The organism is Alteribacillus sp. YIM 98480, assembly GCF_009765375.1.
In the GTDB taxonomy this organism is placed as follows: domain Bacteria; phylum Bacillota; class Bacilli; order Bacillales; family Marinococcaceae; genus Alteribacillus.
The window spans coordinates 1-25,733 of record NZ_VTOK01000010.1 but is presented as its reverse complement, the minus strand read 5'-3'; the positions used below and the strand labels follow the sequence as shown (position 1 = coordinate 25,733).

Here is a 25,733-nt window from a genome sequence, read left to right as displayed (position 1 = left end):
GACAGTGGATGAATCATTTACGTTGTCAAAATTTCGAGGAGATCATTATAAGTGCAACTAGGTAATCGACTTCGCTAAAAGACTCCCCGCAAGCCAAGTTTCCTTTAAAAAATGTCTGAACAATTGAAAAAGTAATGAGGTCGTGATAAAATATAAACAAATAGAAACAACGTTTCATAATAAGCAACAATATGAGAGGAGCAATGACAATGAGTAATTATGTGAAAACAGGTAATTTACAAGTAGCATCTGAACTGTATGAATTTATTAATCAAGAAGCTATACCGGGGACTGGTATAGAAAGTGAAAAGTTCTGGCAGGGACTGGATAATATTATTCATGACCTGGCACCTGAAAATAGAGAATTATTAGAAACACGTGATGACATCCAGGAAAAAATCCATAGCTGGCATAAAGAACATAAAGGTTCATTTGATTTCAATCAGTATAAGAATTTTTTAAAGGAAATAAATTATTTAGAACCAAAAGTAGAGGACTTTCAAGTATCGACCCAAAATGTGGATGATGAAATTGCCCTGCAGGCGGGTCCGCAGCTAGTGGTGCCAATGAGTAACGCAAGATATGCATTAAATGCAGCGAATGCAAGATGGGGAAGTTTGTATGATGCATTATATGGAACAGATGCGATCAGTGAAGAAGGCGGTGCAGAAAAGACTAGTGAATATAATCCAACCCGCGGTCAAAAAGTTATAGAATATGCGAAAAATTTTCTCGATGAAATTATTCCATTAGAGAAAGGGTCCCATAAAGAAGTAGTGAGTTATGCCATCGATAACGATACCCTTAAAGTAACGCTTGAAAGCGGTGCTGCTTCAACTCTCAAGGATGCTGCCAAATTTGCAGGTTACCAAGGAAGCAAAGAACAACCTACAGCCGTTTTGGTACGAAACAACGATCTTCATTTTGAAATTCAAATTGATCCAGAACATGCAATAGGCAAATCAGATCTGGCAGGTGTTAAAGATATTTTATTTGAATCCGCTATCACATCAATTATGGATTGTGAAGATTCCGTTGCAGCGGTAGATGCCGAAGATAAAGTGCTTGTCTATCGAAACTGGCTTGGATTGATGAAAGGTGACCTAACGGAAACTTTCCAAAAAGGGGCGAAAACCGTAACTCGGTCCCTCAACCTAGATCGTACGTATCAATCCTCAAATGGGGAAGAACTGACACTTCCGGGAAGATCACATATGCTGATACGAAATGTCGGCCATTTAATGACGATCAATGCTGTTTTAGATAAAAACGGGGAAGAAGTACCTGAAGGGATTTTAGACGGAGCAATCACAAGTTTAATTGCTAAACATGATCTTTTAGAAAATGGAAAATATAAAAACTCTGATAAAGGTTCCGTATATATCGTTAAGCCAAAAATGCATGGATCAAAAGAAGTCGCTTTTGCTGACAAGTTGTTTAATAAAATAGAAGATTTGTTAGGACTTGAACGTCATACCTTAAAAATCGGGGTCATGGATGAAGAGCGGCGAACGTCTTTGAACCTGAAAGCTTGTATTCGAGAAGTAAAAGAGAGAATTATATTTATTAATACTGGGTTCTTGGATCGTACAGGAGATGAGATTCATACCTCTATGGAAGCTGGTCCGATGATACGAAAAGGGGAAATGAAAACGTCTACGTGGCTCCAGGCGTATGAAAAATCAAATGTATTTAAAGGGTTAGAATCAGGATTGCAAGGCCATGCCCAAATTGGTAAAGGGATGTGGGCTATGCCTGAATTAATGGCAGATATGCTGGCACAAAAAGCAGGCCAATTAAAAGCTGGTGCCAATACAGCGTGGGTGCCTTCACCTACTGCAGCTACTTTGCATGCCCTTCATTATCATCAAGTAGATGTAAAAGAAGTTCAGAAACATTTACTAGAAAGCTCAGAAAATCTTGAAGATGAGATTCTTCAAATCCCTGTCACAGAAGAGCCAAATTGGAGTGCAGAAGAAATTCAACAAGAACTCGATAATAACGCCCAAGGTATTTTAGGTTATGTTGTGCGTTGGGTGGAAATGGGCATCGGCTGTTCGAAAGTACCGGACATTAATAATGTCGGCTTGATGGAAGACAGGGCAACCCTTCGTATTTCCAGTCAGCACATGGCAAGCTGGCTTCATCAGGGTATTTGTACAAAAGATCAAGTCCTAGAGACACTGAAGCGGATGGCAAAAGTGGTAGATGAACAAAATAAAGGCGTACCGGGATATAGACCATTGTCTGAAAACTACGATGAGTCTGTTGCCTTCCAAGCTGCGTGTGACCTAGTCTTTCAAGGCTATGACCAGCCAAGTGGATATACAGAACCAATTCTTCATCAGCGCCGCATCGAAGCTAAAAAGAAAATACCGGCACAGAAATAATGTTAGACAAAGCTGCTCCGATTTAAGACGGGGCAGCTTTTTTTACCTGTTAAGTATTGTCATCAGTTTAAGTTAAACTGCGTCATTTACCGTACCGGACGTGTGTTATTGGATAAGCCGAGTTTTCTAAACATTTATTGTGATTTCAGCAGGAAAATTGATTTAAATGAAGAAACAATAACTTTAAAAGGGTGTGGTGATAATTAATACCAATGGTTTCATATATGCCGCTGATATGACAAACCAATTGGCCGAAGAATTACCCGAAAAGTTATGGGATAAGCCATTAATTGCTGAATTGGGAACAATTCGAAAATGGTTTATGCACATGATTCGAGTCAGAGGCGTTTACGCTGGTTCTCTTATGACAGGTAAAGTAGAATTTCCAGGACATTTAGTGCCAGAAGATGCATCTATCATTCTTGAATTAAGACGAAGCACTGAAGAATTGTCCTGGGCGTTTGAAGAAACACAGAAGCACCAAATTCTTATGTATCAGGAATATATTACACCGGAGGAACTGCTTCACATAGCCATTCAACATGAAGGCATCCATCAAGGGCAATACTATATAGCGTTTCAACAAGCTGGAATTAAATTACCTGAACAGTGGCGAAGAGATTGGAACATGTGAATACCTCAGTAGAAAACTATCATATTTCAAAGTATAAAAATAAATAGTTGTTTCTTAGTTTCTTATAAATGTTTTATTACATTAATAAGAAGCTTTTTTTATACTTAGGCCGGACTTTTCTCATTTTCCTATTGAAAACGATCCCAAACATTGTTATTATGAAAACACTTACATATTAGACATCTGATGACCTAATGACACTATGTGTTGTATAGTAAAAAGGAGTGGAACAATTGAGTACAGGAGCCTTGTCATTATTAGCCATAATACCTATCATAACAGTATTATTTTTTCTTGTAATTCTTCGCTGGCCGGCAAAAAAGGCGATGCCGATTGCTTTTCTCGTCACAGTATTGGTTGCGTATTTTGTTTGGGAAGTACCTGTTAATCAGATTGCAGGGGCTAGTATGCAAGGAATTACTACGGCTTTGGAAGTTCTCTTTATTGTGTTCGGCGCCATATTAATGCTGAACACGTTAAAAGAAAGCGGCGCGATACAAACTATTCGTCAAGGGTTTACTGATATTAGTCCGGATCGACGAATTCAAGCTATTATTATTTGCTGGTTATTTGGTTCTTTTATTGAAGGTGCATCTGGTTGGGGCACACCGGCTGCTATTATAGCTCCATTATTAGTTGCAGTTGGATTTCCAGCGATGGGCGCTGTCATGGTTGCCTTAATTATTCAATCTGCCCCCGTTTCATATGGGGCAGTCGGAACACCGATATTAATAGGAGTGCAGTCGGGCCTTGCCGGCTCTTCTGCTGTAGAAGAAACAGCAGCCTCAATAGGAATGACATTAGAACAATATGTTCGCATGATTGGTGGAGAAGTAGCCATTTTTCATGGAATTGTCGGTTTGCTGATTCCGCTGTTTATGGTTACCATGCTGACGTTCTTTTTTGGAGAAAATCGTTCGATTAAAGAAGGTCTGGCCGTTTGGAAGTTTGCATTATTTGCGGGGCTCTCATTTACGATCCCTTTTGCTTTAGTAGCAAATTTACTTGGTCCTGAGTTCCCTGCGATGTTTGGCGGATTGATCGGACTTGCGATTGTCGTGCCTGCTGCTAAAAAAGGATTATTTATGCCGAAAAAAGATTGGGATTTTGCACCATCTTCCACATGGGATCCGGCTTGGACTGGAAATCTGAACATTGAACCTGCTCAAACCTTGCAGCCGATATCCCCAGTAAAAGCATGGATTCCATATATTATTGTAGGGGCATTGCTTGTTATCACGCGTTTGCAGTCGCTTCCATTTGGTGAATGGCTTAAAGTATTTGTCATAAAAGCAGAAAATGTGTTTGGGAGCTCGATTTCTATCGAAAGCACCCCTTTATTTTTACCCGGGTTCATATTATTAATAGTTTCTGTATTATCTGCGTTCTTATATAAAATGAATCGTTCCGCATACGGAAGGGCCTGGAAAGAGTCAGGAAAAACAATTTTAGCAGCGTCACCTGCATTGCTTTTTTCTGTACCAATGGTCCAAGTTTTTATTAATTCCGACACCAACAGTGGGGGTTTTGAAAGCATGCCGCTTGTGCTTGCAGAAAGTGTTTCGGGGCTTGCAGGAAGCAATTGGCCAGCTGTTGCACCGGCCATTGGAGCATTAGGAGCTTTTGTAGCAGGAAGTAATACGATTAGTAACATGATGTTTTCTTTATTCCAATTTGGAACCGCACAAAATGTCGGTATTAATCCATCGATTGTCGTTGCTCTTCAAGCAGTCGGTGGTGCTGCTGGAAATATGATTTGTGTGCATAATGTTGTCGCGGCTTCGGCTGCTGCAGGATTAATTGGAAAAGAAGGAGAACTAATTAGAAAGACCTTAATACCAACTGTTTACTATGTGTTCTTCGCTGGAGGAGCAGGATATATATTCATTCACGGTTTTGGCCTCAATATTGGAACAGTGATGGCTGCAATTATCGTTGTATTGTTCCTTTATGCTTGCTATCAAGGACAGCTTCAAAATAAAGCAGAGCAAAAGTTTTACAAATGGAACCGAAGTGCCTAAGGAGGCGGATAATTAATGAAAGTATCTCTATTTATTACATGTCTTGGCGATGTGTTTTATCCTGGCGTCGGAAAAGATATGGTCGAGCTGTTAGAAAGACATGGGTGTGAAATAGATTTTCCGGAAAATCAGACTTGCTGCGGGCAGCCTGCATACAACAGCGGCTACCATAAAGATACAAAGAAAGCCGCAAAGCATATGATAAATACGTTTGAACATGCCAATGCCGTTGTCACTCCTTCCGGTTCATGCGCTGCGATGCTTAAAGAATATCCACAACTATTAGAAGATGAACCGAAATGGAAAGAAAAAGCTGAAGCCCTGGCAGAAAAAACGTATGAGCTAACGCAGTTTTTATATAGAGTGCTGCATGTTACGAATACTGGAGCATTTCTAGAGGCAAAAGCGACGTATCATACATCCTGCCACATGACTAGGTTGCTTGGAGAAAAGGAAGCTCCGTTTCAGCTTCTATCAAACGTAAAAGGACTTCAGTTGAAAGATCTGCCGAATAAGCAAAACTGCTGTGGTTTTGGCGGCACCTTTGCTGTAAAAATGACCTCTATCTCAGAACAGATGGTAGATGAAAAAGTAAATCACGTGGAAGAAACGGAAGCTGATATTTTAATAGGAGCAGACAGCGGCTGTTTAATGAACATTGGTGGACGTATGAACCGGAAAAATAAACCTATTAAAGTTATGCACATTGCGCAAGTGCTCAACAGCAGGGAAGCCTAAAAAGGAGGAATCGGCTATGCCAATGAAAATTGGGGAACGTTCTTTTGAGAGCCGTGTGAATAAAGGGCTTGACGACTCTTATATGAGAGAAACTGTCCGAGAAGCTCAAGGCAGGCTTCATACAAATAAAGCAAAAGCAGAGGAAGACTTAGGCCAGTGGGAAGAGTGGAGGACACTTTCAGAGGAAATTCGTTCACACACTCTCGAAAACCTCGATTTTTATTTAGAACAGCTTAGTGAAAATGTTGTAAAAAATGGGGGACATGTGTTTTTTGCTCAAACCGCAGAAGAAGCGAATGAATATGTGAAAGAAGTAGCGGCTAAAAAAGAAGCTAACAAAATTATTAAATCAAAATCGATGGTGACCGAAGAAATCAGCATGAACGATGCTTTAGAAAGAGCAGGCTGTGAAGTGATTGAATCAGACCTCGGAGAATATATTCTGCAAATTGATGATCACGATCCACCATCTCACATCGTCGCTCCAGCTCTGCATAAAAACAAAGAACAAATTCGCGAAACGTTTGAACGGTTAAAAGGGTACGATAAAACGTCTAAGCCCGAAGAATTAACGCAGTTTGCGCGTGAACAGCTCCGCCAAGAATTTTTAGAAGCGGATATCGGTATCACTGGCTGTAACTTTGCTGTGGCAGAATCGGGAAGTGTTGCGCTTGTTACCAATGAAGGAAATGCCCGTCTTGCTACAACGATCCCGAAAACGCAAATCAGCGTAATGGGTATGGAGAGAATTGTCCCTACATGGGAAGAGCTCGATGTTTTGGTTAGTATGCTGTGCAGAAGCGCCGTCGGCCAGAAACTGACAAGCTATGTAACAGGTCTTAGCGGACCTCGTGAAGAAGGCGACCTGGATGGACCAGAAGAATTCCATCTCGTTATTGTAGATAACGGACGTTCCAACATTCTCGGGACTGCATTCCAATCAGCGCTTCACTGCATACGTTGTGCAGCCTGTATCAATGTGTGCCCGATATACCGCCATGTCGGCGGCCATTCTTACGGATCTATATATCCAGGCCCGATCGGTGCAGTACTCTCTCCGTTACTTGAAGGCTATGAAGACCATAAAGATTTGCCGTACGCATCAAGTCTCTGTGCCGCCTGTACAGACGCTTGTCCAGTAAAAATACCTCTTCATGAACTGCTGATTGAACATCGAAAAGTCATTGCCGAAAAAGAAAAGAAAACATCTATTGGTGAAAGATATGCGATGAAAGGTTTCGGATTAGCAGCAAGTTCGCCGGGACTGTTCCAGATGGCTGCAAAAACGGCGCCTTACATGTTATCGCCATTTTCAAAAGATGGATTTATAGAAAAAGGCCCTGGACCGCTCAGTGGATGGACGGACGTGCGAAGCTTTCCTGCTCCAGAGAAAGAGCGTTTCCGTGATTGGTTTAAAAACAGAAAGAAGGAGGATTCTTGATGAGGCAAGGAACAATACAAAATAAAGAATCCTTTTTAAATAATATTGCTGAAAAACTTGGACGTGAACGAAAAACCTCCGGTGTAGAGCGGCCCTCTTATCAAAAACAGCCTCAATGGGATATAATGGCTGATTATACAACCGATCAGCTTGTTGATGTGTTGAAAGAGCAATGCACAGCGATTCATACGGATGTTAGAGAAACAAATATAGACGGGCTGGCTGCTGTAATTGATAATGTGATGAAAGAGTATGGGGCTGAAAAAGCTTCGATTTGGGACGATCCTCGTTTTGTAGAGTATGGATTGGCGCCTTTTGTAGAAAGGCCTGATGTAAACATCTGGGGCTCGGCGCCTGATGAAGATGATATTAAAATCACTGAGCAGGCTGATGTCGGTATTACATTTTCTGATTATACGCTGGCAGAATCAGGTACAGTCGTTTTGATGAACGGAGGCGGAAAAGGGCAATCTGTAAGTCTGCTTCCAACTTATTATATTGCTTTGATTCCATTAAGTACGATCGTACCGCGCATGAGCCAAGTGAACAAAAAAATTCATGAAGAAGCCAAAGCTGGTCATCGAGTTCCGTCCTGTATAAATTTTATTTCTGGTCCAAGTAATAGTGCGGACATTGAACTGAACCTGGTGGTGGGAGTGCATGGTCCAGTAAGAGCTTGTTATATTTTAATCGATGACAGGTAATGGAAGAAAATTGAGCGGCTCTTGTGATATAATGATAGCTCAAAAGGCAATGAAGGAGACTCCTGCATGAGCTTTAAACAAATTGAATCTAAAAAAATCTCGGAAATAGTTCGAGAGCAAATAGAAGAAATGATTAAACGAGGCGACGTGCAGCCTGGGGAAAAACTGGATTCTGTCGTTCAGCTTTCGGATCAATTTCAAGTGAGCAGATCAGCTGTACGTGAAGCGTTGAGCGCACTTCGGGCAGTGGGGATTGTAACAATTAAGCAAGGGGAAGGCACGTTTGTAAACAATTATGATTTTTCCAGCGTACTTGATCCGATGAAACCTGAACGAATTATTTCGAAAAAAGAAATGCTTGAATTGTTTGAGATAAGGAAAATCATGGAAGTAGGAGCAGCTGAGCTGGCGGCAAAAAAAAGAACGGCAAATCATTTAATTTCCATAGACAATGCCCTGCAAGATATGAAGCATGCTTCCGGTGAAAACAATGTTGGCGAATCTGCAGATGTAGCTTTTCATTTAACTATTGCAGAGGCTTCTCAAAATAAATTAATGCTTGATATGATGAACCAGCTTTCAGACACACTTCGAAAAACCATGTTTGAAAGCAGGCGTGTTTGGCTGTTTTCGGAAAAACAAACGCTAGAACGACTTTATGAAGAACACGAACTTATTTATGCTGCGATTAAAGCAGAAGATGCCGAGCGGGCAAGAACAGGTATGTTTGAACATTTAACCAATGTGGAAAAAACGATAATAAAAGGGTTAGAAAGCTAAAAGATGTCCATCAGCGGGCATCTTTTTTTAAAAGGTAAGAAATTATAAATAGTTGGCGTTTTTGAAGTCTAGCTTCAGCGCCCAGCCGCTCAGGCGCACACGATAAAGAGGAACTTTTACTAAAACCGCGAACGTCCTGTCGCAACGCAAAAGTCAACACCTTCAGTGCAAGCCAGTTCAGCGTTGGCACAGGACGTACTTCCACACGATGTGGTGACTTCTACGTTGCACACTCGTCGCCAAAAAAGCCACGTCCTGTGGGATTAGCGACATTAGCACATCCTATGCGTCGACGTGTGCGATCTTAGGAGAAGTTCATTAAAATGAGTTGAACGTCTTATGTCTTCCCTTTCGACTCCGGGCCGCTTGCGCTTTTCTTATGTCAATAAAATTTGCTATTAGTTAATAAAACCTACAAAAGTGCTGGTGCAACAGGATAAGAATAGGAAGCTGAAAATAAGAGTTACTTAATGATAATATTTTGCATTTTCTTCATCTCGGTTCTTCGTTTGCCCAATCCCTTCTTCAGCCATTTTCTGCCGAAATTTTTCATATAGAAATAATGCGAGCATGTCGTAACGCTCTTTTTCTGAAAGATTATCTATTAACTGATTCACGTCTTTTCTGCTAAAGGTTTGGATAATTCCTTCAATAATAATTAATGCGTCTTCTTCGTCTCCAGTGAGTTTATTTTTATATAAGTCGTACAGGTCATCTACAAATTCCATGGTACCGATCCTTTCCCAATACTTAGACGTATATGTAGCATAAGTTTAATTTACAGGTTTTATTCTTAAAAAAACTCACATGCTATAAGAGAGGTGAAGAAAATGAAAAAGCAATCAAAAAAGAAATTTAATTTTCCAACACAGGCTAATACTACAGGTGAAATTGGTGCTCATACTAGTTTAAAAATGAACAAACCTTTTGATACGGAAGACAATTTTGCAGGTGATTCTGTGGGTGAGCATAAACAATTAGAAGCAGCCAATGAAGATTTTGCTGAAAAGGAGATCTCTCAAACGTTTAATAACTCATAATAAAGAGCCGGGGTTGTCCCTTAAGTCGGAGTGGCTACATTTTTTAATAAACTTCAGCTGAAAAAACCTTTAGGGACAGCCCAAAATAAACAATTCATTTATTTAACAATTTATCAAGTGAATTAATATTTCCCCTGATTAAAGAGAAATAGTCTGCTTCCTCTTATGTTTCATGTTATTAAGATATGGTACCTATCGCTTCTGAAAAGCTTCTGCTGTTCTATGACTGAAGCTTTTTTCGAAGGCAGCATATTGATGAGCCTGGTGAAAAAAATCCAAGACGGTAAGTTAAATATTTATCCGTGATCATTGTTGAACCAAACAAGGCGTTTACCGAAAAAGCAGGTAATTATTTATTTGTAATGGATCGAGGAAAAATAGAGTATGATGGTGCTGAATGAATAGAAGAAGAGGTTGAAATTTTAAATATTTAATAAAACCAGACATAATCGGTTAGGCTCATTTTGTTTTGTGCCTTAAAAATTGCATACACAAATGGAAAAATATGAAAAATAAAGGTTTCTACGTACAATGAAAAAATATTGGTGCAAAAGGAAAAATAATGAAATAAACCAGTCTTGCCAAAATGACCGGCAGACTGGTATTTTTTATACCAATGTGTGCAATTTATAAAATATAAAGTTTATAAACTGCACAATATTTACGGAAATTATATAAACTTTTTTGTTTATAAAGTTTATAGAGAGATATCTTTATATTTCTTGTTATATCTATTGATTTCTTATTTGATTGAATTTTTGGCTTTGGTTCGTTGTATGATAAAGTTCATAAACAGAAAAGTTGATAGGGGGATGACGATGAAAGAAAAGGCGTTTAATGATATTCAGCAAACACAAACACAATTTGTAGAAAAGATTGCTGATAATATGCATTCCTTTGGCGTATCCACGACGGTGGGCAGAGTGTTAGGTATTATTTATATGAATCGAGAACCTATGACGCTAGATGAACTTTCAAAAGAAACAGGAATGAGCAAAACGAGAATGAGTCAAGTTGTTCGTGAAATGATTGATCTGAATATCGCAGAGCGTGTATTTCAAGCAGGAGTTCGCAAAGATTTATATCAGGTGGAACAAGACTATTATCAAACGTTTATCTCCCTATTCACGTCGAATTGGAGAAAAGCGATAAATAAAAGCAAGTATTTTGAACAACGATTAAGAACAAGGTTAGAAACGATTCAAAAAGAAGAAGAACTGACCGAGGAAGCGGAAGAACAGGTGAATGATCTTCTACATGAAATACATCAATGGATTGAATATTATGACTGGATTCAACGGCTGATAGAATTCTTTGAGAGCGGAGAAATATTCAATCATGTGCCTAAAAATCCGAAGGAGGAAAAGTAAATGAATAAAAATGTTATTATTTCATGCGCTGTAACGGGCGCAGGAGATACAGCTTCAAAAAACCCTGAAGTGCCGGTAACACCGAAAGAGATTGCTGATTCTGCCATAAAAGCAGCAAAAGCGGGAGCAGCTATTGCCCATATTCATGTGCGTGACCCTAAATCCGGCCAGCTTAGCCATGATGTAAGCTTATTTCAAGAAGTTGTCGAACGAATCCGAGAATCAGATACGGACGTCATCATTAATATTACAGCCGGCGGCGGCGGAGATTGGGTTCCAAGTGATGAAGATCCCACAAGAGGCGGAGAAGGAACGGACATTCAAACCCCTGAAGAGCGTCATGAGCCGGTTGGACTGCTCCTCCCTGAAATTTGCACTCTAGATTGCGGAAGTGTGAATTTTGGAGATCAGATTTACATTAGCCCAGCTGACTGGCTGAGAAAACAAGCCGAATTAATTAAAAAAAGTGGAGTTAAACCAGAACTTGAATGCTTTGATACGGGACATATCCGGTTTGCTAATCAATTAATGAAAGAAGAATTAGTTGAAGAACAGCCATTATTCCAATTTTGTTTAGGAATACCGTGGGGCGCAGCAGCAGATGCCGAAACCATTTCATACATGAAACAACGTATCCCAGAAGACAGTAATTGGGCAGCTTTTGGAATAGGTGCTATGCAAATGCCTATTGCCGCAGAGTCAGTACTACAAGGCGGAAACGTTAGAGTAGGACTAGAAGATAATCTTTATTTGAAAAAAGGCGTATTAGCAACAAATGAACAGCTGACAGATAAAGCAGTAAACATTGTGCAAAGTCTAGGAGCAAATGTACTAACTCCCCAAGAAGCGCGTGAAAAATTAAAATTAAGAAAACCATAGAAAATAAAATAGGATATAGGCTGTATGTCCATCCTTAGAATATCAGTCTTTATATATCCATTTATAGGAAAAAATGTAATTATTTATATATCAACAGGAGGAAAACAACCATGTCGACACAAAAACAACAAACGGTGGCAGTAGTGGGAACTGGTGTTATCGGCGCAGGATGGATTACAAGGTTTTTAGCTCAAGGGTTTAATGTAATAGCCACAGACCCTGCAGATGGGGCAGAAGCTCAAATGAGAAAAAAGGTTAAACATGCATGGCCTTATATGGAACAAAGAGGTCTAGCTGCGGGAGCTTCTGTGGAACGGCTGTCTTTTACACATAATTTGAAAGAAGCTGTTCAGAATGTTTGTTTGATCCAAGAAAATGTCCCAGAAAGAGAAGAACTTAAGCGAAAAGTGTTGGCAGAAATCGACAAACATGCTGATACAGACGCTATTATAGCTTCTAGTACTTCCGGTATTACACCGTCAGTATTGCAGCAAGACTGCAGCCATCCTGAAAGAGTGATTGTAGCCCATCCTTTTCATCCGGTGTACCTGCTTCCTCTGGTTGAGATTGTAGGTGGTACAGCTACAAGCCAAGAGAGCATTTCTCAAGCTGAAGCAATCTATAATAAGGTTGAAATGAAGCCGCTTCGAATCGAACGGGAGATTGAAGGCCACGTAGCAGACCGCTTGATGGAGGCTTTGTGGCGGGAAGCCTTGCATCTTGTTAATGACGGAGTAGCTACAACCGAAGAGGTCGATGCAGCCATCACTTATGGAGCTGGACTGCGCTGGGCACAAATGGGACCATTTTTAACTTTTCATCTAGCAGGTGGAGAAGAAGGCATGCGCCACATGCTGCATCAATTTGGACCAGCATTAAAACTGCCTTGGACAAAACTAGAAGCCCCCGAATTAACGGATGAGTTGAAAGAACGTGTGATTGAAGGCTGTGAGACGAGTGCTGGAAATCATTCTGTTGAAGAATTAGAAGCTAAGCGAAATGAATTTTTAGTACGGCTGCTTGATTTAGTAGAAGAATACTGGCCAGAACCACAAAGCATAATGGAAAACAAAAAGGAGCTTTCTAATGGTTGATTTCACAAAACCCATTACGTCAGAAACTGTTCAACGTGAGTGGGTAGACTATAACGGACATATGAACGATGCCGCATATGCCAGCGTATTCAGTTTAGCTGTTAATAAATTGATGGAATTAATCGGTTTGGATGAAGCCGGAAGAGAGCACTTCCAATATACGGTATATACGCTTGAGACTCATTTATGTTATTTGAAAGAAGCCCATGAAGGTGAAGAGCTAGATATCACTTTTCAACTGCTTGACTATGATGCAAAGCGAATGCACGTATTTTTTTTCATGACAAATAAAAATGGAGAAGAATTGGCAGTAAGTGAACAAATGCTAATGGGCATTGATATCAAGGAAGAGCGGCCTTCTCCATTCCCTGAAGAGGTGTATGACGTAATAAAGGCTGCGAGTAAACAACAAGAAAGCTGGTCTGTTCCTGAACGAGCGGGAAGAAAAATTGGAATTAGGAAAAAATAAATTATAGGAAAGAAGCATTCAAAGGAGAATGGTTCATGAGTAAAATCAACGTACAAGAATTAACGAAAATATTTGGTTCCTCCCCAAAAGAAGGGCTGAACTATCTAGAGCAAGGAGAAACGAAAGATAAGATTCTTGAAAAAACAGGCATGACAGTCGGTGTTAATCGAACTTCATTTTCTGTGGAAGCCGGAGAAATCTTTGTTATTATGGGGCTTTCCGGAAGTGGAAAATCAACACTAATTCGATTAATCAATCGTTTGATTGATCCTACTGATGGCAATGTGCTAATCGATGATGAAGACATTACAAAGATGGACAAGCAAACATTAACCGAGACGAGAAGAGAAAAATTAGGGATGGTCTTTCAAAAGTTCGGCCTTTTCCCTTTTCGAACAGTACTTGCCAATGTGGCGTACGGACTTGAAATTCAAGGGGTTGAAAAAAGTAAACGAGAGGAACAAGCACGTCGTGCCATTGAAGATGTTGGCTTGAAAGGCTATGAAAATAGTTATCCAGATCAATTAAGCGGTGGAATGCAGCAGCGGGTTGGGTTGGCAAGAGCGCTGGCAAATGACACAGACATTCTATTAATGGACGAAGCGTTTAGTGCACTCGATCCTCTCATTCGTCAAGAAATGCAAGATGAATTGCTAGATTTACAAAATAAATTAAACAAAACCGTTCTTTTTATCACTCATGATTTGGATGAAGCTTTAAAACTTGGAGACCGAATCGCAATTATGAAAGACGGACGGATTGTACAAGTTGGTACGGCAGAACAAATACTAGAACATCCAGCAGACGAATATGTATCGAATTTTGTGAAAGATGTTGACCGTTCGAAAGTACTTACCGCTGCTCACGTCATGAAAAAACCAGCCGTGTTAGCCGCTTATAAAGACGGGCCTAGAGTAGCTGTAAGAAAGATGGAAGAAGCAGGTGTATCTAGTATTTTCGTAGTCGATAAAACAAAACGTCTTATTGGATTATTAACGATTGATGATGCTATTAAAGCATATAAAAATGATATATCTATGGAAGAGGTTTTACGTACTGACTATCATTCTACTAGACAAGATACTCCTCTTCACGAATTGATTGCTTATGCAGCTGAGACAAAATACCCTATTACGGTTACAGAAGAGGGCAGATTAACAGGAATTATATCGCGCGTTTCTATTCTATCAGGTCTCGTGTTAGGTAAGGAGAAAGAAGAGGTGAGCGCAGTATGAAAAACTTGCACCTCCCTTTAGAAGATTGGACTAATTCCTTTGTAAATGGATGGCTCCTCCCAGAACTCGGTGATTTCTTCAATCAATTGAGTGACGGTATTGAGTTGATAGTAGATGGAGTCACAGATGGATTGCTTATTGTTCCACCTTTTCTTCTAACATTCATTGTCGTGGTTTTATCTTTTTGGTTAGCAGGCAAAGGGGTAGGGTTATTCTCACTTGCAGGATGTATCTATTTAGGTGCGGTGGATTTATGGCCCGAAGCCATGCAGACGGTAGCAATTGTTATTGTCGCGACCCTGTTATCAGTCATTATTGGCGTACCACTTGGTATTATAAGTGCCAAGAATCGATTTATGAATCAATTAACTCGGCCGGTGCTTGATTTTATGCAGACTTTGCCAAGTTTCGTTTACCTGATTCCAGCTATTTTATTATTCGGCCTCGGCGGTGTTCCTGCAGTTATTTCTACTTTTATTTTTGCAACTCCGCCAGCTGTAAGAATGACTAATTTAGGAATTAGACAAGTTCCAGAAGATATTGTGGAAGCTTCGAAAGCATTTGGCTCTACTACTTGGCAGATGTTGTTTAAAGTGGAACTTCCAATGTCTCTTCAAACCATTATGGCTGGCGTAAATCAAACCATTATGCTGGCTCTTTCCATGGCTGTTATCGCCTCCATGATTGGAGCACCAGGACTTGGCTCAACCGTTCTGTCAGGTATATCGAACGTTAATGTAGGACTAGGCTTAACTGGCGGTTTAGGAATAGTCGTATTAGCGATTATTATTGACCGGCTTACCCAAGGGATCGGAGATAAACTTTAAATCAATAGAGGAGTGGATATTTTATGAAAAAAATAGGTATTAGTATACTAGCAGCTATGAGTATCACTGCACTAGCAGCATGCGGGGATTCAGAAGAGCAAGAAGCAAGCGGAGGAAATGAAGGGTCTCCCGGTAGTGGAGAAACGATTAATATAGGTGTAACACCATGGAGCAGTACAGTTCCTCCAACAGAAGTGGCAGCTCTCATTCTTGAGGACATGGGATATGAAGTAGAAAGAACGGAAGCCGATGTCGGGGGAGTATTTACCGGTCTATCTAGAGGAGACCTTGATGTATTTATGGATGGCTGGTTTCCAATGCATAAAAATTATATAGAACAATTTGGAGACAGTATTGACGAAACAGCTGTAAGTTATCCAGAAGCAGAAATTGGCTGGGTTGTCCCATCTTATATGGAAGAAATTGATTCTATGGAAGATTTAAAAGGGAACGAAGATAAGTTTGATAATGAGATGTACAGTATAGAAGAGGGAGCAGAAGCAACAGAAACCTCTCGTGAAATGACAGAAGGCTATGACTTAGATATGGAAGTAGTAGCGTCCAGTGAGGGAGGAATGCTTGCCGAGGCTTCCCGTAAAATTCAAAATGAAGAACCAGTAGTGTTTTACGGCTGGCGTCCACACCCTATGTTTAATGATTATGACTTAAAAGTGCTTGAAGACCCGCAGGAATTCTTTGAGACCTCGGAAGTACGGGTTATTACGAATAGTAACTTGCAAGAAGAAGCGCCAGAAGCATATGAATTTTTGAGCAACTGGAGCATTAATATTGAAGATGTTGAAAAAATGATTGTCGAAATCGATGAAAATGAGCGAGGTCCAGAAGAAGTAGCGCAAGAGTGGGTTGACGATCATCAAGATGAAATCGAAGAAATGAAGAACGATTAAACCAACTTCATACGAAAAATTATGCAAAGGGCAGGGGAAACCTGCTCTTTTTTAAAGGTAAGAAATTATAAATAGTTGGCGTTTTACATGTCTAGCTTCAGCGCCCAGCCGCTCAGGCGCACACGATAAAGAGGAACTTTTACTAAAACCGGAACGTCCTGTCGCAACGCAAAAGTCAACACATCCTGTGCAAGCCCGTTCAGCGTTGTCACAGGACGTCCTTCCACACGATGTGGTGACTTCTACGTTGCACACTCGTCGCCAAAAACGCCACGTCCTGTGGCATTGGCGATATTAGCACATCCTATGCGTCGACGTGTGCGATCTTAGTGGAAGTTCATTAAAATGAGCTGAACGTCTTATGCCTTCCCTTTCGACTCGGGGCCGCAGGCGATCCTGCGCGAAAGCTCCAGAATCTGTCGCGGCTGACCAGGACGCTTGCGCTTTTCTTACTTTAGTAAAAGGATCAAAGGATAAGTAATCCAAGTTTTCCCAATTACTATTTTATGCGGAAATGGCAAGCGTTGTATATATGGATTTCATATATAACTAAAACAATTATCGTATATGAAAGCTGTCCACTAACTGTTTGGTTTTTATTAAAAATTCTTTTAAATCAAGGGTTACACAATTAATGACTTAATATCTCACATATAAAAATACACAATCATTTTACTGCTTAAAAGCATTTAAGCTTTAAATGACATTCTTGAGTGAATATTTAAACAGCTATAACATTACAATTAACCACCGATTATTGATTCAATAATAAGCGGACGAATAAATAACAAAGCTGGTTAAATAAATTTCTTAATTGATTCACCCTGTTATGGATTTGTCCACACAGAGACTATTCATGGTTAAAAACACATTTTCATAATATTAATATTTTACGGATTTTTTAAAAAACTAAAATGAATGTGCTGGAAAATTTGCTATCAATAATTCTTAAGAAAAAGGAAGGTGGCACGTAAACAATGTTAGATAAATTTCCTATGCAGCAAATCTTAAACGAAGAAGGAAAAGTCAATCCAGACGCTGGGATAGACAAAATATCGATTGAACAAATAAAACATTTCTATTATCTCATGCTAAGAGCTCGTCTACTGGACAAAAAATCGGTGAAACTGCAGCGTCAGGGCCGGATAGGAACATATGTGCAATATGAGGGTCAGGAAGCAGCACAAGTTGGCAGTGCTGCGGCATTAGAAAAAGGCGATTGGATGTTTCCGACATATCGCGATCATGCAGCAACATTAACGTTTGGTCACTCCATGAGAAATCTTTTGTTAAATTGGCGGGGGCGAATTGAAGGGGGGCTTCCTCCTGAAGGAATTAATATTTTTCCGCCTGCTATTCCAATTGCATCCCAGCTCCCACATGCGGCCGGCGCTGCGTGGGCCGAGAAAAAACGCGGCAGTGATCGTGTATCCCTCGTGTACTTTGGAGATGGTGCTACATCAGAGGGGGATTTTCATGAAGGGTTAAATTTTGCAAGCGTTTTCCAGGTGCCGGCAGTGTTTTTTAACCAGAATAATGGATTTGCAATCAGTGTGCCGATGGAAAAGCAAATGAATACGAAGACGATTGCCCAAAAAGGACTAGGCTATGATATGGAATGTGCCCGTGTAGACGGAAATGATATATTGGCTGTTTATTTTGCAGTAAAAGAAGCGGTTGAACGTGCTCGTAAGGGGGAGGGGCCGACGTTACTGGAAGCGGTGACTTGGCGCTATGGAGCACATACAACGGCAGATGATCCTTCAAAATACCGAGATCAATCAGAAAGTGAGAAAAGGCGGGAGACAACTGATCCACTTCTGCGGCTGGAACGATATTTGAAAAATGAAGGGGAATGGGAAGACGCCTGGACGGCAGCATTGCAAGAAGATATTAATAAAGAAATCGAAACAGCCTTGGAAGAAATGGAAAATTATCCAGAGCCTGATATGAGTCAATTATTTGATCATGTGTTTGATGTGCCAACTTGGACGATACAAGAACAAATTGATGAACATCTAGCGGTAAAAGGGAGGAAATCCTAATGACGACATCTGTTCAAATGAAAAAAATGACTATGATTCAAGGTATTAATGATGCTATGAGAACAATGCTTGCAGAAGATGAAAACGTGTTAGTGATGGGGCAGGATGTCGGCGTGAACGGCGGGGTGTTTCGAGCGACAGAAGGACTCTATGAGGAGTTTGGAAAAGAACGGATTATTGATACACCGCTTGCTGAATCCGGTATCATTGGAACCTCCATTGGTCTTGCAGTCAACGGTTTTAAGCCAATTGCGGAAATGCAGTTTTTCGGTTTCATTTATCCAGCTTTTAATCAGATAATGACCCACGCGACCCGGATACGCCAGCGTTCTATGGGACGTTATACAGCTCCGATCGTTATTCGTGCTCCGTACGGTGCAGGGGTGAAAGCTCCAGAAATTCATTCCGATAGTGTCGAAGCTCTATTTACGCATATGCCTGGTATTAAAGTAGTTGTCCCATCAAATGCGTATGATGCAAAAGGGCTTCTCATTGAAAGTGTTAACGATCCGAACCCTGTTTTATTTTTAGAGCCCATGCGTTGTTATCGCTCTTCTCGAGTGGAGGTGCCGGAAGAAAAATATACAATAAAACTCGGAAAAGCAGCAGTGCGAAAAGAAGGGGAAGATATCTCTGTTTTCACGTGGGGAGCGATGACAATTGAAACGATGAAGGCTGTAGAGCAAATCGAAAAGGAACAAAATGTCTCATGTGAAGTCATTGACTTACGGACTCTGTATCCAATGGATAAAGACACCATTGCAGCTTCCGTACAAAAAACAGGAAGAGCACTCATCGTTCATGAGGCCCCAGCTACTGGAGGTGTTAGCGGAGAAGTTATGTCGGTAATTAATGATACATCGTTTTTATATCTGCGTTCCCCTGTAGAAAGGGTATGCGGATTTGACATACCGGTACCTGTTTATTCATTGGAAAATGAGTATATTCCAAGCCCGGAAAAGATAAAAAACGCCATACAGCGGAGTATATCGTTTTGAAGTATATCAATTTAAAGGAAAGGAGACGTCCCAATGATAGAAGTAAAACTTCATGATATTGGCGAGGGCATGCATGAAGCTGAAATTTTGAATTATTATGTGCAGCCGGGCGATACCGTTAAAAATGATCAACCGCTTGTAGAGGTTCAAACAGATAAAATGAGTGCTGAATTGTCAGCACCAAAAGCAGGTACTATCGATGAAATAAAGGCAGAAGTAGGAGATGTGGTCGAAGTTGGAGAAACGATTCTTCTTATTAATGATGGTCAAAAAGGCGAGCACGAACCAAAAGCAGAACATATCCAGTCAAAAGAAGAAGCCCCCTCTCCAACTGGTGGAGCTGCTATTTCCAGTTTTAACGCGGTTGTAACCCCGCCTCGGCGAAAGAGAGTAATCGCTGCACCATACACGAGAAAAATTGCCCGAGATAACGATGTTGATATTGAACAAATTAAAGGCAGCGGGCCGGCGGGCAGAGTTGTTGAGGATGATGTCTATGCATATATCAGACTGCAAAAGCATGGTGATGACAGCAATGATACTTCTGATATTAAAGCACCGATATCAGAATCAACAGCTATGCAAAGTACAGATGATCAACAACAGCGAGAGACCGGTTCTTTCTTTGTCCTGCCTTCATTCACTTATTGGAACGAAGTAGATATGACCAATATTTTAGAAATAAAAGATAAATTATATAACCGGTACAACTTGGAAATAACCGTTCAGGCGTTTTTAATAAAAGCTTTGCGAGAAGCTCTCCGCCACTATCAGTCCTTAAATAGTGGAGAAGAAAGATGCCATTTGGGGCTGGTTACAGAGTTGGAGAACGGGATGAGAGTTCCAGTATTGGAAGATGTACAAAACCTGTCTATTTCTCAGATCGATGAAACACTAAAAACTGTAACAGAGCAAGCAAAACAAGGGAAAGAAAATCAAAAAGGTAAGATTACCTTTGCTGTAAGCAACATAGACCCTGAGCAACCCCCGGTTCGTCCAACACCGATTGGCTATTCAAAAGGAAACATGATGACCTTTCATCGAATAAAAGAAAAACCGGCTGTGTATCAAAAGGAAATCCATATCCGCCAGTTAATGGACGTTTCGCTTACTTGTGACAGACGTGTAACGACAGGAGCTGAAGCTAGTGCATTCATGAGTTATTTCATTCAATTAATAGAAGAACCGAACCTTTTGTTTGTGGAGCTGATATAAATGGTGGTTGGAGATTTTGCTCACGAAATAGAAGTTGTCGTTATCGGAGGCGGCCCTGGAGGCTATCATGCGGCTGTCCGTGCTGCTCAGCTAGGTAAAGAAGTAGCGATCATTGAACAGAACAAGACAGGTGGAATGTGTTTACATGACAGCTGTATACCCTCTAAGCTTTTTACCGAAGCAGCAGGGAGGATACAAAAAGCGAAAGAAATGGAGTTTTTCGGTATTCACGGAAATGGTGAACCTTCCATTGATTTGAAAACACTCCAAGAACGTAAAGATAAAATTATAGGTTCTCTTAACCAGGGAGTAGAAGCATTATTGAAAAAATATAAAATTGAGCGTATCCAAGGTACTGCTTCTTTTATATCCGATACGGAAATAGGTGTTGAACGACAAGATGCTTTTGAAAAATATAAATTTGAGCAGGCAATTATCGCTGCAGGAGCATCTTATAAGCTTCCGGAAGAAATACCAGCTAACAACGAGAGAATAATACTTGGTGCTTCTCTTTATAGATTAGAAGAAATCCCCAAACATCTTATATTATATGGATCGGATTATACGACATTAGAGGCAGCATCTGTATTCGCCAGCTTTGGATCTAAAATATCAATGATACTGGATAAAGAAAAACGTGAATTTTCTTTTGATAATAGTATTAATAAAGAACTTTCTCGATTATTGAAAAAAAGAAAAATAAAAGTATACAAAGAAGCAAAAATCACAAATGTGAACGCGTCCAAAGAAGACGTTCATGTGACCGTCGTCACTTCTAAAGGGGAAACCACAATAGAAGCATCCCATCTATTTGCAGCTGGTGAGCAGTCAGCTAACACAAACTTGCTGCAACTAGAAGCGTGTGGAGTTGAAAAAACGGAAAATGGATTTATACCTATAACGAATACGACTCAGACGAGTAAATCGCATATCTATGCTGTCGGCGATGTTACAGCATCAGGCTCTCTAGCCGTAGAAGCAATCAAGCAGGGTAAAGCAGCTGGTGAACAGGCAGCAGGAAAAAATAGTGAATGGGAGCCGGGTCTTTGTCCAGTAGTCGTTCATACGGTAAAACCAATTGCGGTTGTTGGTCTGACCGAAGAGGAAGCTCTGCAGGAAGGACATGATATCTTAATAAGCCAATTTCCACTGCGAGCGAACGGCTACGCTGCCCTGTCCAATGAACCAGAAGGACTTGTTAAAATCATCAGCGAAAAAGAAACAGACGTTATTTTAGGGTATCATGCTATTGGGTACGGATCAGCAGAAATGATTACCGCTGCCGTTCAAGTTCTTGAAATGGGAGGGCGCGTGGAAGATGTCACTTATCCCTATTATCCTCACCCAAGTATCAATGAAGCATGGTTAGAAGCAGCAGAAGGACTTCTCGGAAAAGCAGTGCATCAACCTTAGAAAAGGGGTGGAAAAGTGGTTACAAAAGGAGAACTTGTCGAAGAAACAATAGAAACAGCAGGAGAGACAAGAAAGTATTTATATTATATACCTGCCTCCCTTCAGGATGACACATCAGTCCCTCTACTTTTCAGCTTTCACGGAGCAGGCAGCGATGCAAACTATCACAGCAGATTAACGAACTTTCATAAGTTAGCAGAATCAGAACAATTTATTGTTATTTATCCTGACTCTAAACAATTAAAGAATGAGGATCCTCGTTCAAAACAATGGAATGAAGGAAAAGAAGGAAGTCTGGCCTATGAAGCGGGAGTAAAAGATGTCGAATTTGTTGAAGAATTGCTGAACCAATGGAACTTAACGCATAACATTGCTTTTGATCAAGTATATGCAACTGGTTTTTCGAATGGAGCTAGTTTTAGTTTAAGACTGGCAATAGAAATGCCGGACACATTTTCAGCTGTGGGAGCTGTAGCTGGTCCACTACCGGAAATTTATAAAAAGAAGGAGGTTGGTGTGCTGCCGCCATTAATATTTGTGATGGGAAATGAGGACCCTGTTGTGCCATATGCAGAGGAAGATGCAAAAGGGGAGGTGTCTTATGAAGTCGATGGATTGTTAGGAGCGAAGTCGACGGTAGAATGGTGGACCTATCAATCTGCTTCTTCCTGGGAAATAAGAAATGAACGCTTATCTCCTATATCTCTTAACGATCCCACACGTGTAGAAGGAAGTCTTTACGTGGCAGAAAAGGGGGGGATGACAGCAGTTCTTTACACGGTGAAAGGAGGAGGGCATACTTGGCCGGGTGGTCCGAAAGTGCAAGTTCCAGCGTTCGGTAAGGTAAGCAGCCAAATAAATACTAGCAAATTGCTATGGGACTCGTTTCAATTATTACATCAACAGAAATCATTTAATTAGGAGATGAATAATGACAGAATGAAGATTTTTCATTTTCATACTAAATTTACAATAATTAATAATTTTTAAAACATATTGACAAAAACACTGGACATTGATATGTTTAGAGAAATTAAGTGTATACATTAATTGAATTTTCAGATTATTTATGCTGAACAGTAGCTTGTCAGGAGGGAAGTCATGTTAACTAGGACAGATTGTAATCTATTTAATGAAGGTACATACAACAAGGAATAACAATAACGTTAAAACAGGGTCATCACGTTTAGTCAATAAACAACAGAAATAGAAAATGTGATGGATACAAAAAAATATTAAAATAACGAACAGAAAGGAGCAAAACACTTGATATTTCCAGAAGAAATAAATGTTCGAGACGTAACCTTAAGAGATGGTTTGCAAAACGAAAATTATCACTTGAGTACAAAAAATAAACTACGTTGGCTAGATCGTATTATTAATGCTGGATTTTCTTGTATTGAAGTAACATCGTTTGTACACCCGAAATGGGTGCCGGCTCTTAGTGATGCTGACGAACTAGCAAGACAACTCCCGTTAGTAGAGGGGGTAGAGTATGAGGCGTTAATTCCTAATCAAAAAGGTCTTGAGAGGTTTATGAATACAGGTATTGGTACGGCTAAATTTTTTCTATCGGCAAGTAATGCTCATAATAAAGCGAATCTTAATAAAACCACGGATGAATCTTTAAATGCAGTAGGAGATTTAATACAGCAGGCCCGGCAAGACAAGAGAAAAATAGTCGGGGGGATTGCTACTGCATTTACGTGTCCTTATTCCGGAGTCGTACCTTATTCAGAGGTAGAAAGAATTGCAGAACGATTGATTGACAGCGGGGTCGATGAATTGGGACTTGGTGATACAATAGGAACAGCTACTCCTAAAATGGTGTATGAATATTGCAGCAGGTTAGCGGATAAGTTTCCTGATACACTAATTAGTCTGCATCTGCACGATACCTATGGGTATGGTTTAACAAATGTTTTAGCAGGCATGCAGGCAGGAGTTAGATTGTATGATGTAGCACAGGCAGGTTTAGGGGGTTGTCCATATGCTCCGGGGTCGCCCGGGAATATTAAAGCAAGCCAAGTGTTAGAATTTATGGAGCGGCAAGGTACCAACTTTGAAATCAAATTGGATGATGTAAAAACGTTTGATCACGATTTTCCAGAAGTACTGTACGAAAAACAAAATAAGGTTAAGAGTTAACTTCACTCATTAATGTATACAATTTCTTAATATTTAGAATAAATGTATTGGATGAATAAAATTGGAAAGAAAATTAGTTTAACTTAATCAAAGTCTCTATTTATGTAGTAGGGATTAAATATTATTTTGTAAGCGTTGTCAATATGAGAATATGAAGAGGTGGGAAAATGAAAAAATATTTAATGGGGCCCTTAGCCGTTGTTTTTTTACTTGCAGGATGCGGAGAAGAAGAAAGTGCTGGAGGATCTGATGAAACCACTGGAAGCTCTGACGATACAGTACATCTGACTTTTGCTACAACAAACGATGATTCAGGAATCACAGCAGCTATGAGAGAACATTTTGATGAACGTATTACTGAATTAAGTGACGGTTCTATTGAAGTAGAATATTTCATGGGAGGGCAATTAGGAGGCGAAAATGAACAGTTAAGCCAAATGGAAGCTGGAGAAATTGATCTAGGAATGGGGGTGTTGCATGCAGACGCTTATTATCCCGAGTACAATGCCATTAATGTTCCGTTTCTATTTAAAGACTTCGAAGCTATGCAGAAGTTTATCGATGATGACATGAGACAGCAGATTAATGAAAAAGCTATAGAAGAAGGCGGGATACGGACGTTAGGTATGCAAAGCTATGGTGGGCGCTGGGTTACTTCAAATAAACCCTTTTCTAATCCTGAAGAATTAGAAGGATTAAAAATAAGAATGCCTGAATTTGAAACATGGATTCCTGTTTTTGAAGAGCTGGGTGCCCTTCCAACCCCTATATCTGCAAGCGAAATTGTGTCAGCATTGCAAACAGGCACAGTCGATGCACAAGAAAATACCCTTAATAATATTGTAGGCAGACAGATGTGGGAATATCAGGATTATGCAATTGATGTAGGTCACATCGAAGCGGTGTATGAGTTTTTAGTAAGTGAAAAAACATGGCAGGACAAATTAAATGAAAATCAACAAAATGCTTTAGAGGAAGCTGTTCAAGACACAGTAGATTATCTAGCAGATATAGTTGAGGAAGAAAACAAAGAATTTGTAAAAACAATAGAAGAGGAAGGTATGGAAATAATTGAAGTGGACAAAGAAGAATTTCGACAAGCAGCCATGCCTGCTACAGATGAAATTGTGGAAACAATGTTAGCCCCAGGGTTAGAGGAAGATATTGAAGAAGCTAACCAAGACTAATTATTATTTCAATCTGTTATGTTTTTTCCGTACGCTTCTTGGGTTTGTAATAGAGGGAAAAGAGTACAAGCCCAAGAAGGACTCTTTTTTCTTTAAAAGGTAAGAAATTATAAATAGTTGGCGTTTTACATGTCTAGCTTCAGCGCCCAGCCGCTCAGGCGCACACGATAAAGAGGAACTTTTGCTAAAACCGCGAC

Annotated in this window: 23 protein-coding genes; 22 read left to right on the top strand and 1 reads right to left on the bottom strand. The window is 40.2% G+C overall.

Features of this window, described 5'->3' with window-relative positions; genetic code table 11:
- Window positions 1-209: 209 nt before the first annotated feature.
- The 7 genes from FZF09_RS13545 to FZF09_RS13515 all read left to right on the top strand — a co-directional run bounded on the left by FZF09_RS13545 (window position 210) and on the right by FZF09_RS13515 (window position 8,708).
- Window positions 210-2,390 (top strand): malate synthase G, encoded by a 2,181-nt coding sequence (locus FZF09_RS13545; protein WP_158737149.1) that lies wholly within the window; start codon window positions 210-212, stop codon window positions 2,388-2,390.
- 196 nt (window positions 2,391-2,586) lie between these two features.
- Window positions 2,587-3,024, top strand: a complete 438-nt coding sequence (locus FZF09_RS13540; RefSeq protein WP_233269503.1) for a DinB family protein — start codon at window positions 2,587-2,589, stop codon at window positions 3,022-3,024.
- A gap of 233 nt (window positions 3,025-3,257) precedes the next feature.
- Window positions 3,258-5,045 (top strand): L-lactate permease, encoded by a 1,788-nt coding sequence (locus FZF09_RS13535; protein ID WP_158737148.1) that lies wholly within the window; start codon window positions 3,258-3,260, stop codon window positions 5,043-5,045.
- 15 nt (window positions 5,046-5,060) lie between these two features.
- Complete coding sequence (locus FZF09_RS13530) at window positions 5,061-5,783, top strand: (Fe-S)-binding protein (protein ID WP_158737147.1); 723 nt, start codon at window positions 5,061-5,063, stop codon at window positions 5,781-5,783.
- A gap of 16 nt (window positions 5,784-5,799) precedes the next feature.
- Window positions 5,800-7,224: a LutB/LldF family L-lactate oxidation iron-sulfur protein gene (locus FZF09_RS13525; RefSeq protein WP_158737146.1), complete on the top strand. Its 1,425-nt coding sequence runs from the start codon at window positions 5,800-5,802 to the stop codon at window positions 7,222-7,224.
- On the top strand, window positions 7,224-7,928 hold the full coding sequence (locus FZF09_RS13520; protein ID WP_158737145.1) for a LutC/YkgG family protein: 705 nt from the start codon (window positions 7,224-7,226) through the stop codon (window positions 7,926-7,928). The genes FZF09_RS13525 and FZF09_RS13520 overlap by 1 nt, the downstream gene beginning before the upstream one ends.
- Before the next feature lie 66 nt (window positions 7,929-7,994).
- Entirely contained in the window at window positions 7,995-8,708 is a 714-nt protein-coding gene (locus FZF09_RS13515) for a FadR/GntR family transcriptional regulator (RefSeq protein ID WP_158737144.1), read from the top strand.
- Window positions 8,709-9,175: 467 nt separating this feature from the next.
- Here FZF09_RS13515 and FZF09_RS13510 read toward each other — a convergent pair whose 3' ends face one another.
- The gene (locus FZF09_RS13510) at window positions 9,176-9,436 is read right to left on the bottom strand and encodes a DUF6154 family protein (protein ID WP_158737143.1); all 261 of its coding nucleotides are present in this window, start codon (window positions 9,434-9,436) and stop codon (window positions 9,176-9,178) included.
- A gap of 102 nt (window positions 9,437-9,538) precedes the next feature.
- On the opposite strand from FZF09_RS13510, the gene FZF09_RS13505 reads away from it, so the two are divergent.
- From FZF09_RS13505 to FZF09_RS13435, 15 genes are all read left to right on the top strand, one after another.
- The gene (locus FZF09_RS13505; protein ID WP_158737142.1) at window positions 9,539-9,748 is read left to right on the top strand and encodes a hypothetical protein; all 210 of its coding nucleotides are present in this window, start codon (window positions 9,539-9,541) and stop codon (window positions 9,746-9,748) included.
- Window positions 9,749-10,566: 818 nt separating this feature from the next.
- On the top strand, window positions 10,567-11,118 hold the full coding sequence (locus FZF09_RS13500; RefSeq protein ID WP_158737141.1) for a GbsR/MarR family transcriptional regulator: 552 nt from the start codon (window positions 10,567-10,569) through the stop codon (window positions 11,116-11,118).
- Window positions 11,119-11,997, top strand: a complete 879-nt coding sequence (locus FZF09_RS13495; protein WP_158737140.1) for a beta-keto acid cleavage family enzyme — start codon at window positions 11,119-11,121, stop codon at window positions 11,995-11,997.
- Window positions 11,998-12,107: 110 nt separating this feature from the next.
- Complete coding sequence (locus FZF09_RS13490) at window positions 12,108-13,091, top strand: L-carnitine dehydrogenase (RefSeq protein ID WP_158737139.1); 984 nt, start codon at window positions 12,108-12,110, stop codon at window positions 13,089-13,091.
- Window positions 13,084-13,560, top strand: a complete 477-nt coding sequence (locus tag FZF09_RS13485; RefSeq protein ID WP_158737138.1) for a thioesterase family protein — start codon at window positions 13,084-13,086, stop codon at window positions 13,558-13,560. The genes FZF09_RS13490 and FZF09_RS13485 overlap by 8 nt, the downstream gene beginning before the upstream one ends.
- 35 nt (window positions 13,561-13,595) lie before the next feature.
- Window positions 13,596-14,795 (top strand): quaternary amine ABC transporter ATP-binding protein, encoded by a 1,200-nt coding sequence (locus FZF09_RS13480; protein WP_158737137.1) that lies wholly within the window; start codon window positions 13,596-13,598, stop codon window positions 14,793-14,795.
- On the top strand, window positions 14,792-15,622 hold the full coding sequence (locus tag FZF09_RS13475; RefSeq protein WP_158737136.1) for an ABC transporter permease: 831 nt from the start codon (window positions 14,792-14,794) through the stop codon (window positions 15,620-15,622). The genes FZF09_RS13480 and FZF09_RS13475 overlap by 4 nt, the downstream gene beginning before the upstream one ends.
- A gap of 23 nt (window positions 15,623-15,645) precedes the next feature.
- A complete protein-coding gene (locus FZF09_RS13470) occupies window positions 15,646-16,530 on the top strand; it encodes a glycine betaine ABC transporter substrate-binding protein (protein WP_158737135.1) in 885 nt (294 codons plus the stop codon).
- Between the two features lie 977 nt (window positions 16,531-17,507).
- Window positions 17,508-18,575, top strand: coding sequence for a pyruvate dehydrogenase (acetyl-transferring) E1 component subunit alpha (pdhA, locus tag FZF09_RS13465; protein ID WP_158737134.1), 1,068 nt, complete (start codon window positions 17,508-17,510; stop codon window positions 18,573-18,575).
- On the top strand, window positions 18,575-19,573 hold the full coding sequence (locus FZF09_RS13460) for an alpha-ketoacid dehydrogenase subunit beta (protein ID WP_158737133.1): 999 nt from the start codon (window positions 18,575-18,577) through the stop codon (window positions 19,571-19,573). Before pdhA ends, FZF09_RS13460 begins: the two co-directional genes overlap by 1 nt.
- Before the next feature lie 33 nt (window positions 19,574-19,606).
- The gene (locus tag FZF09_RS13455; RefSeq protein ID WP_158737132.1) at window positions 19,607-20,788 is read left to right on the top strand and encodes a dihydrolipoamide acetyltransferase family protein; all 1,182 of its coding nucleotides are present in this window, start codon (window positions 19,607-19,609) and stop codon (window positions 20,786-20,788) included.
- The gene (locus FZF09_RS13450; RefSeq protein ID WP_158737131.1) at window positions 20,789-22,201 is read left to right on the top strand and encodes a dihydrolipoyl dehydrogenase family protein; all 1,413 of its coding nucleotides are present in this window, start codon (window positions 20,789-20,791) and stop codon (window positions 22,199-22,201) included.
- 15 nt (window positions 22,202-22,216) lie between these two features.
- The gene (locus FZF09_RS13445; protein WP_158737130.1) at window positions 22,217-23,122 is read left to right on the top strand and encodes a CE1 family esterase; all 906 of its coding nucleotides are present in this window, start codon (window positions 22,217-22,219) and stop codon (window positions 23,120-23,122) included.
- A 345-nt stretch (window positions 23,123-23,467) separates the two neighbouring features.
- Window positions 23,468-24,349: a hydroxymethylglutaryl-CoA lyase gene (locus FZF09_RS13440; protein ID WP_158737129.1), complete on the top strand. Its 882-nt coding sequence runs from the start codon at window positions 23,468-23,470 to the stop codon at window positions 24,347-24,349.
- A gap of 167 nt (window positions 24,350-24,516) precedes the next feature.
- Window positions 24,517-25,536, top strand: coding sequence for a TRAP transporter substrate-binding protein (locus FZF09_RS13435; protein WP_158737128.1), 1,020 nt, complete (start codon window positions 24,517-24,519; stop codon window positions 25,534-25,536).
- The last annotated feature ends 197 nt before the right edge of the window (window positions 25,537-25,733 follow it).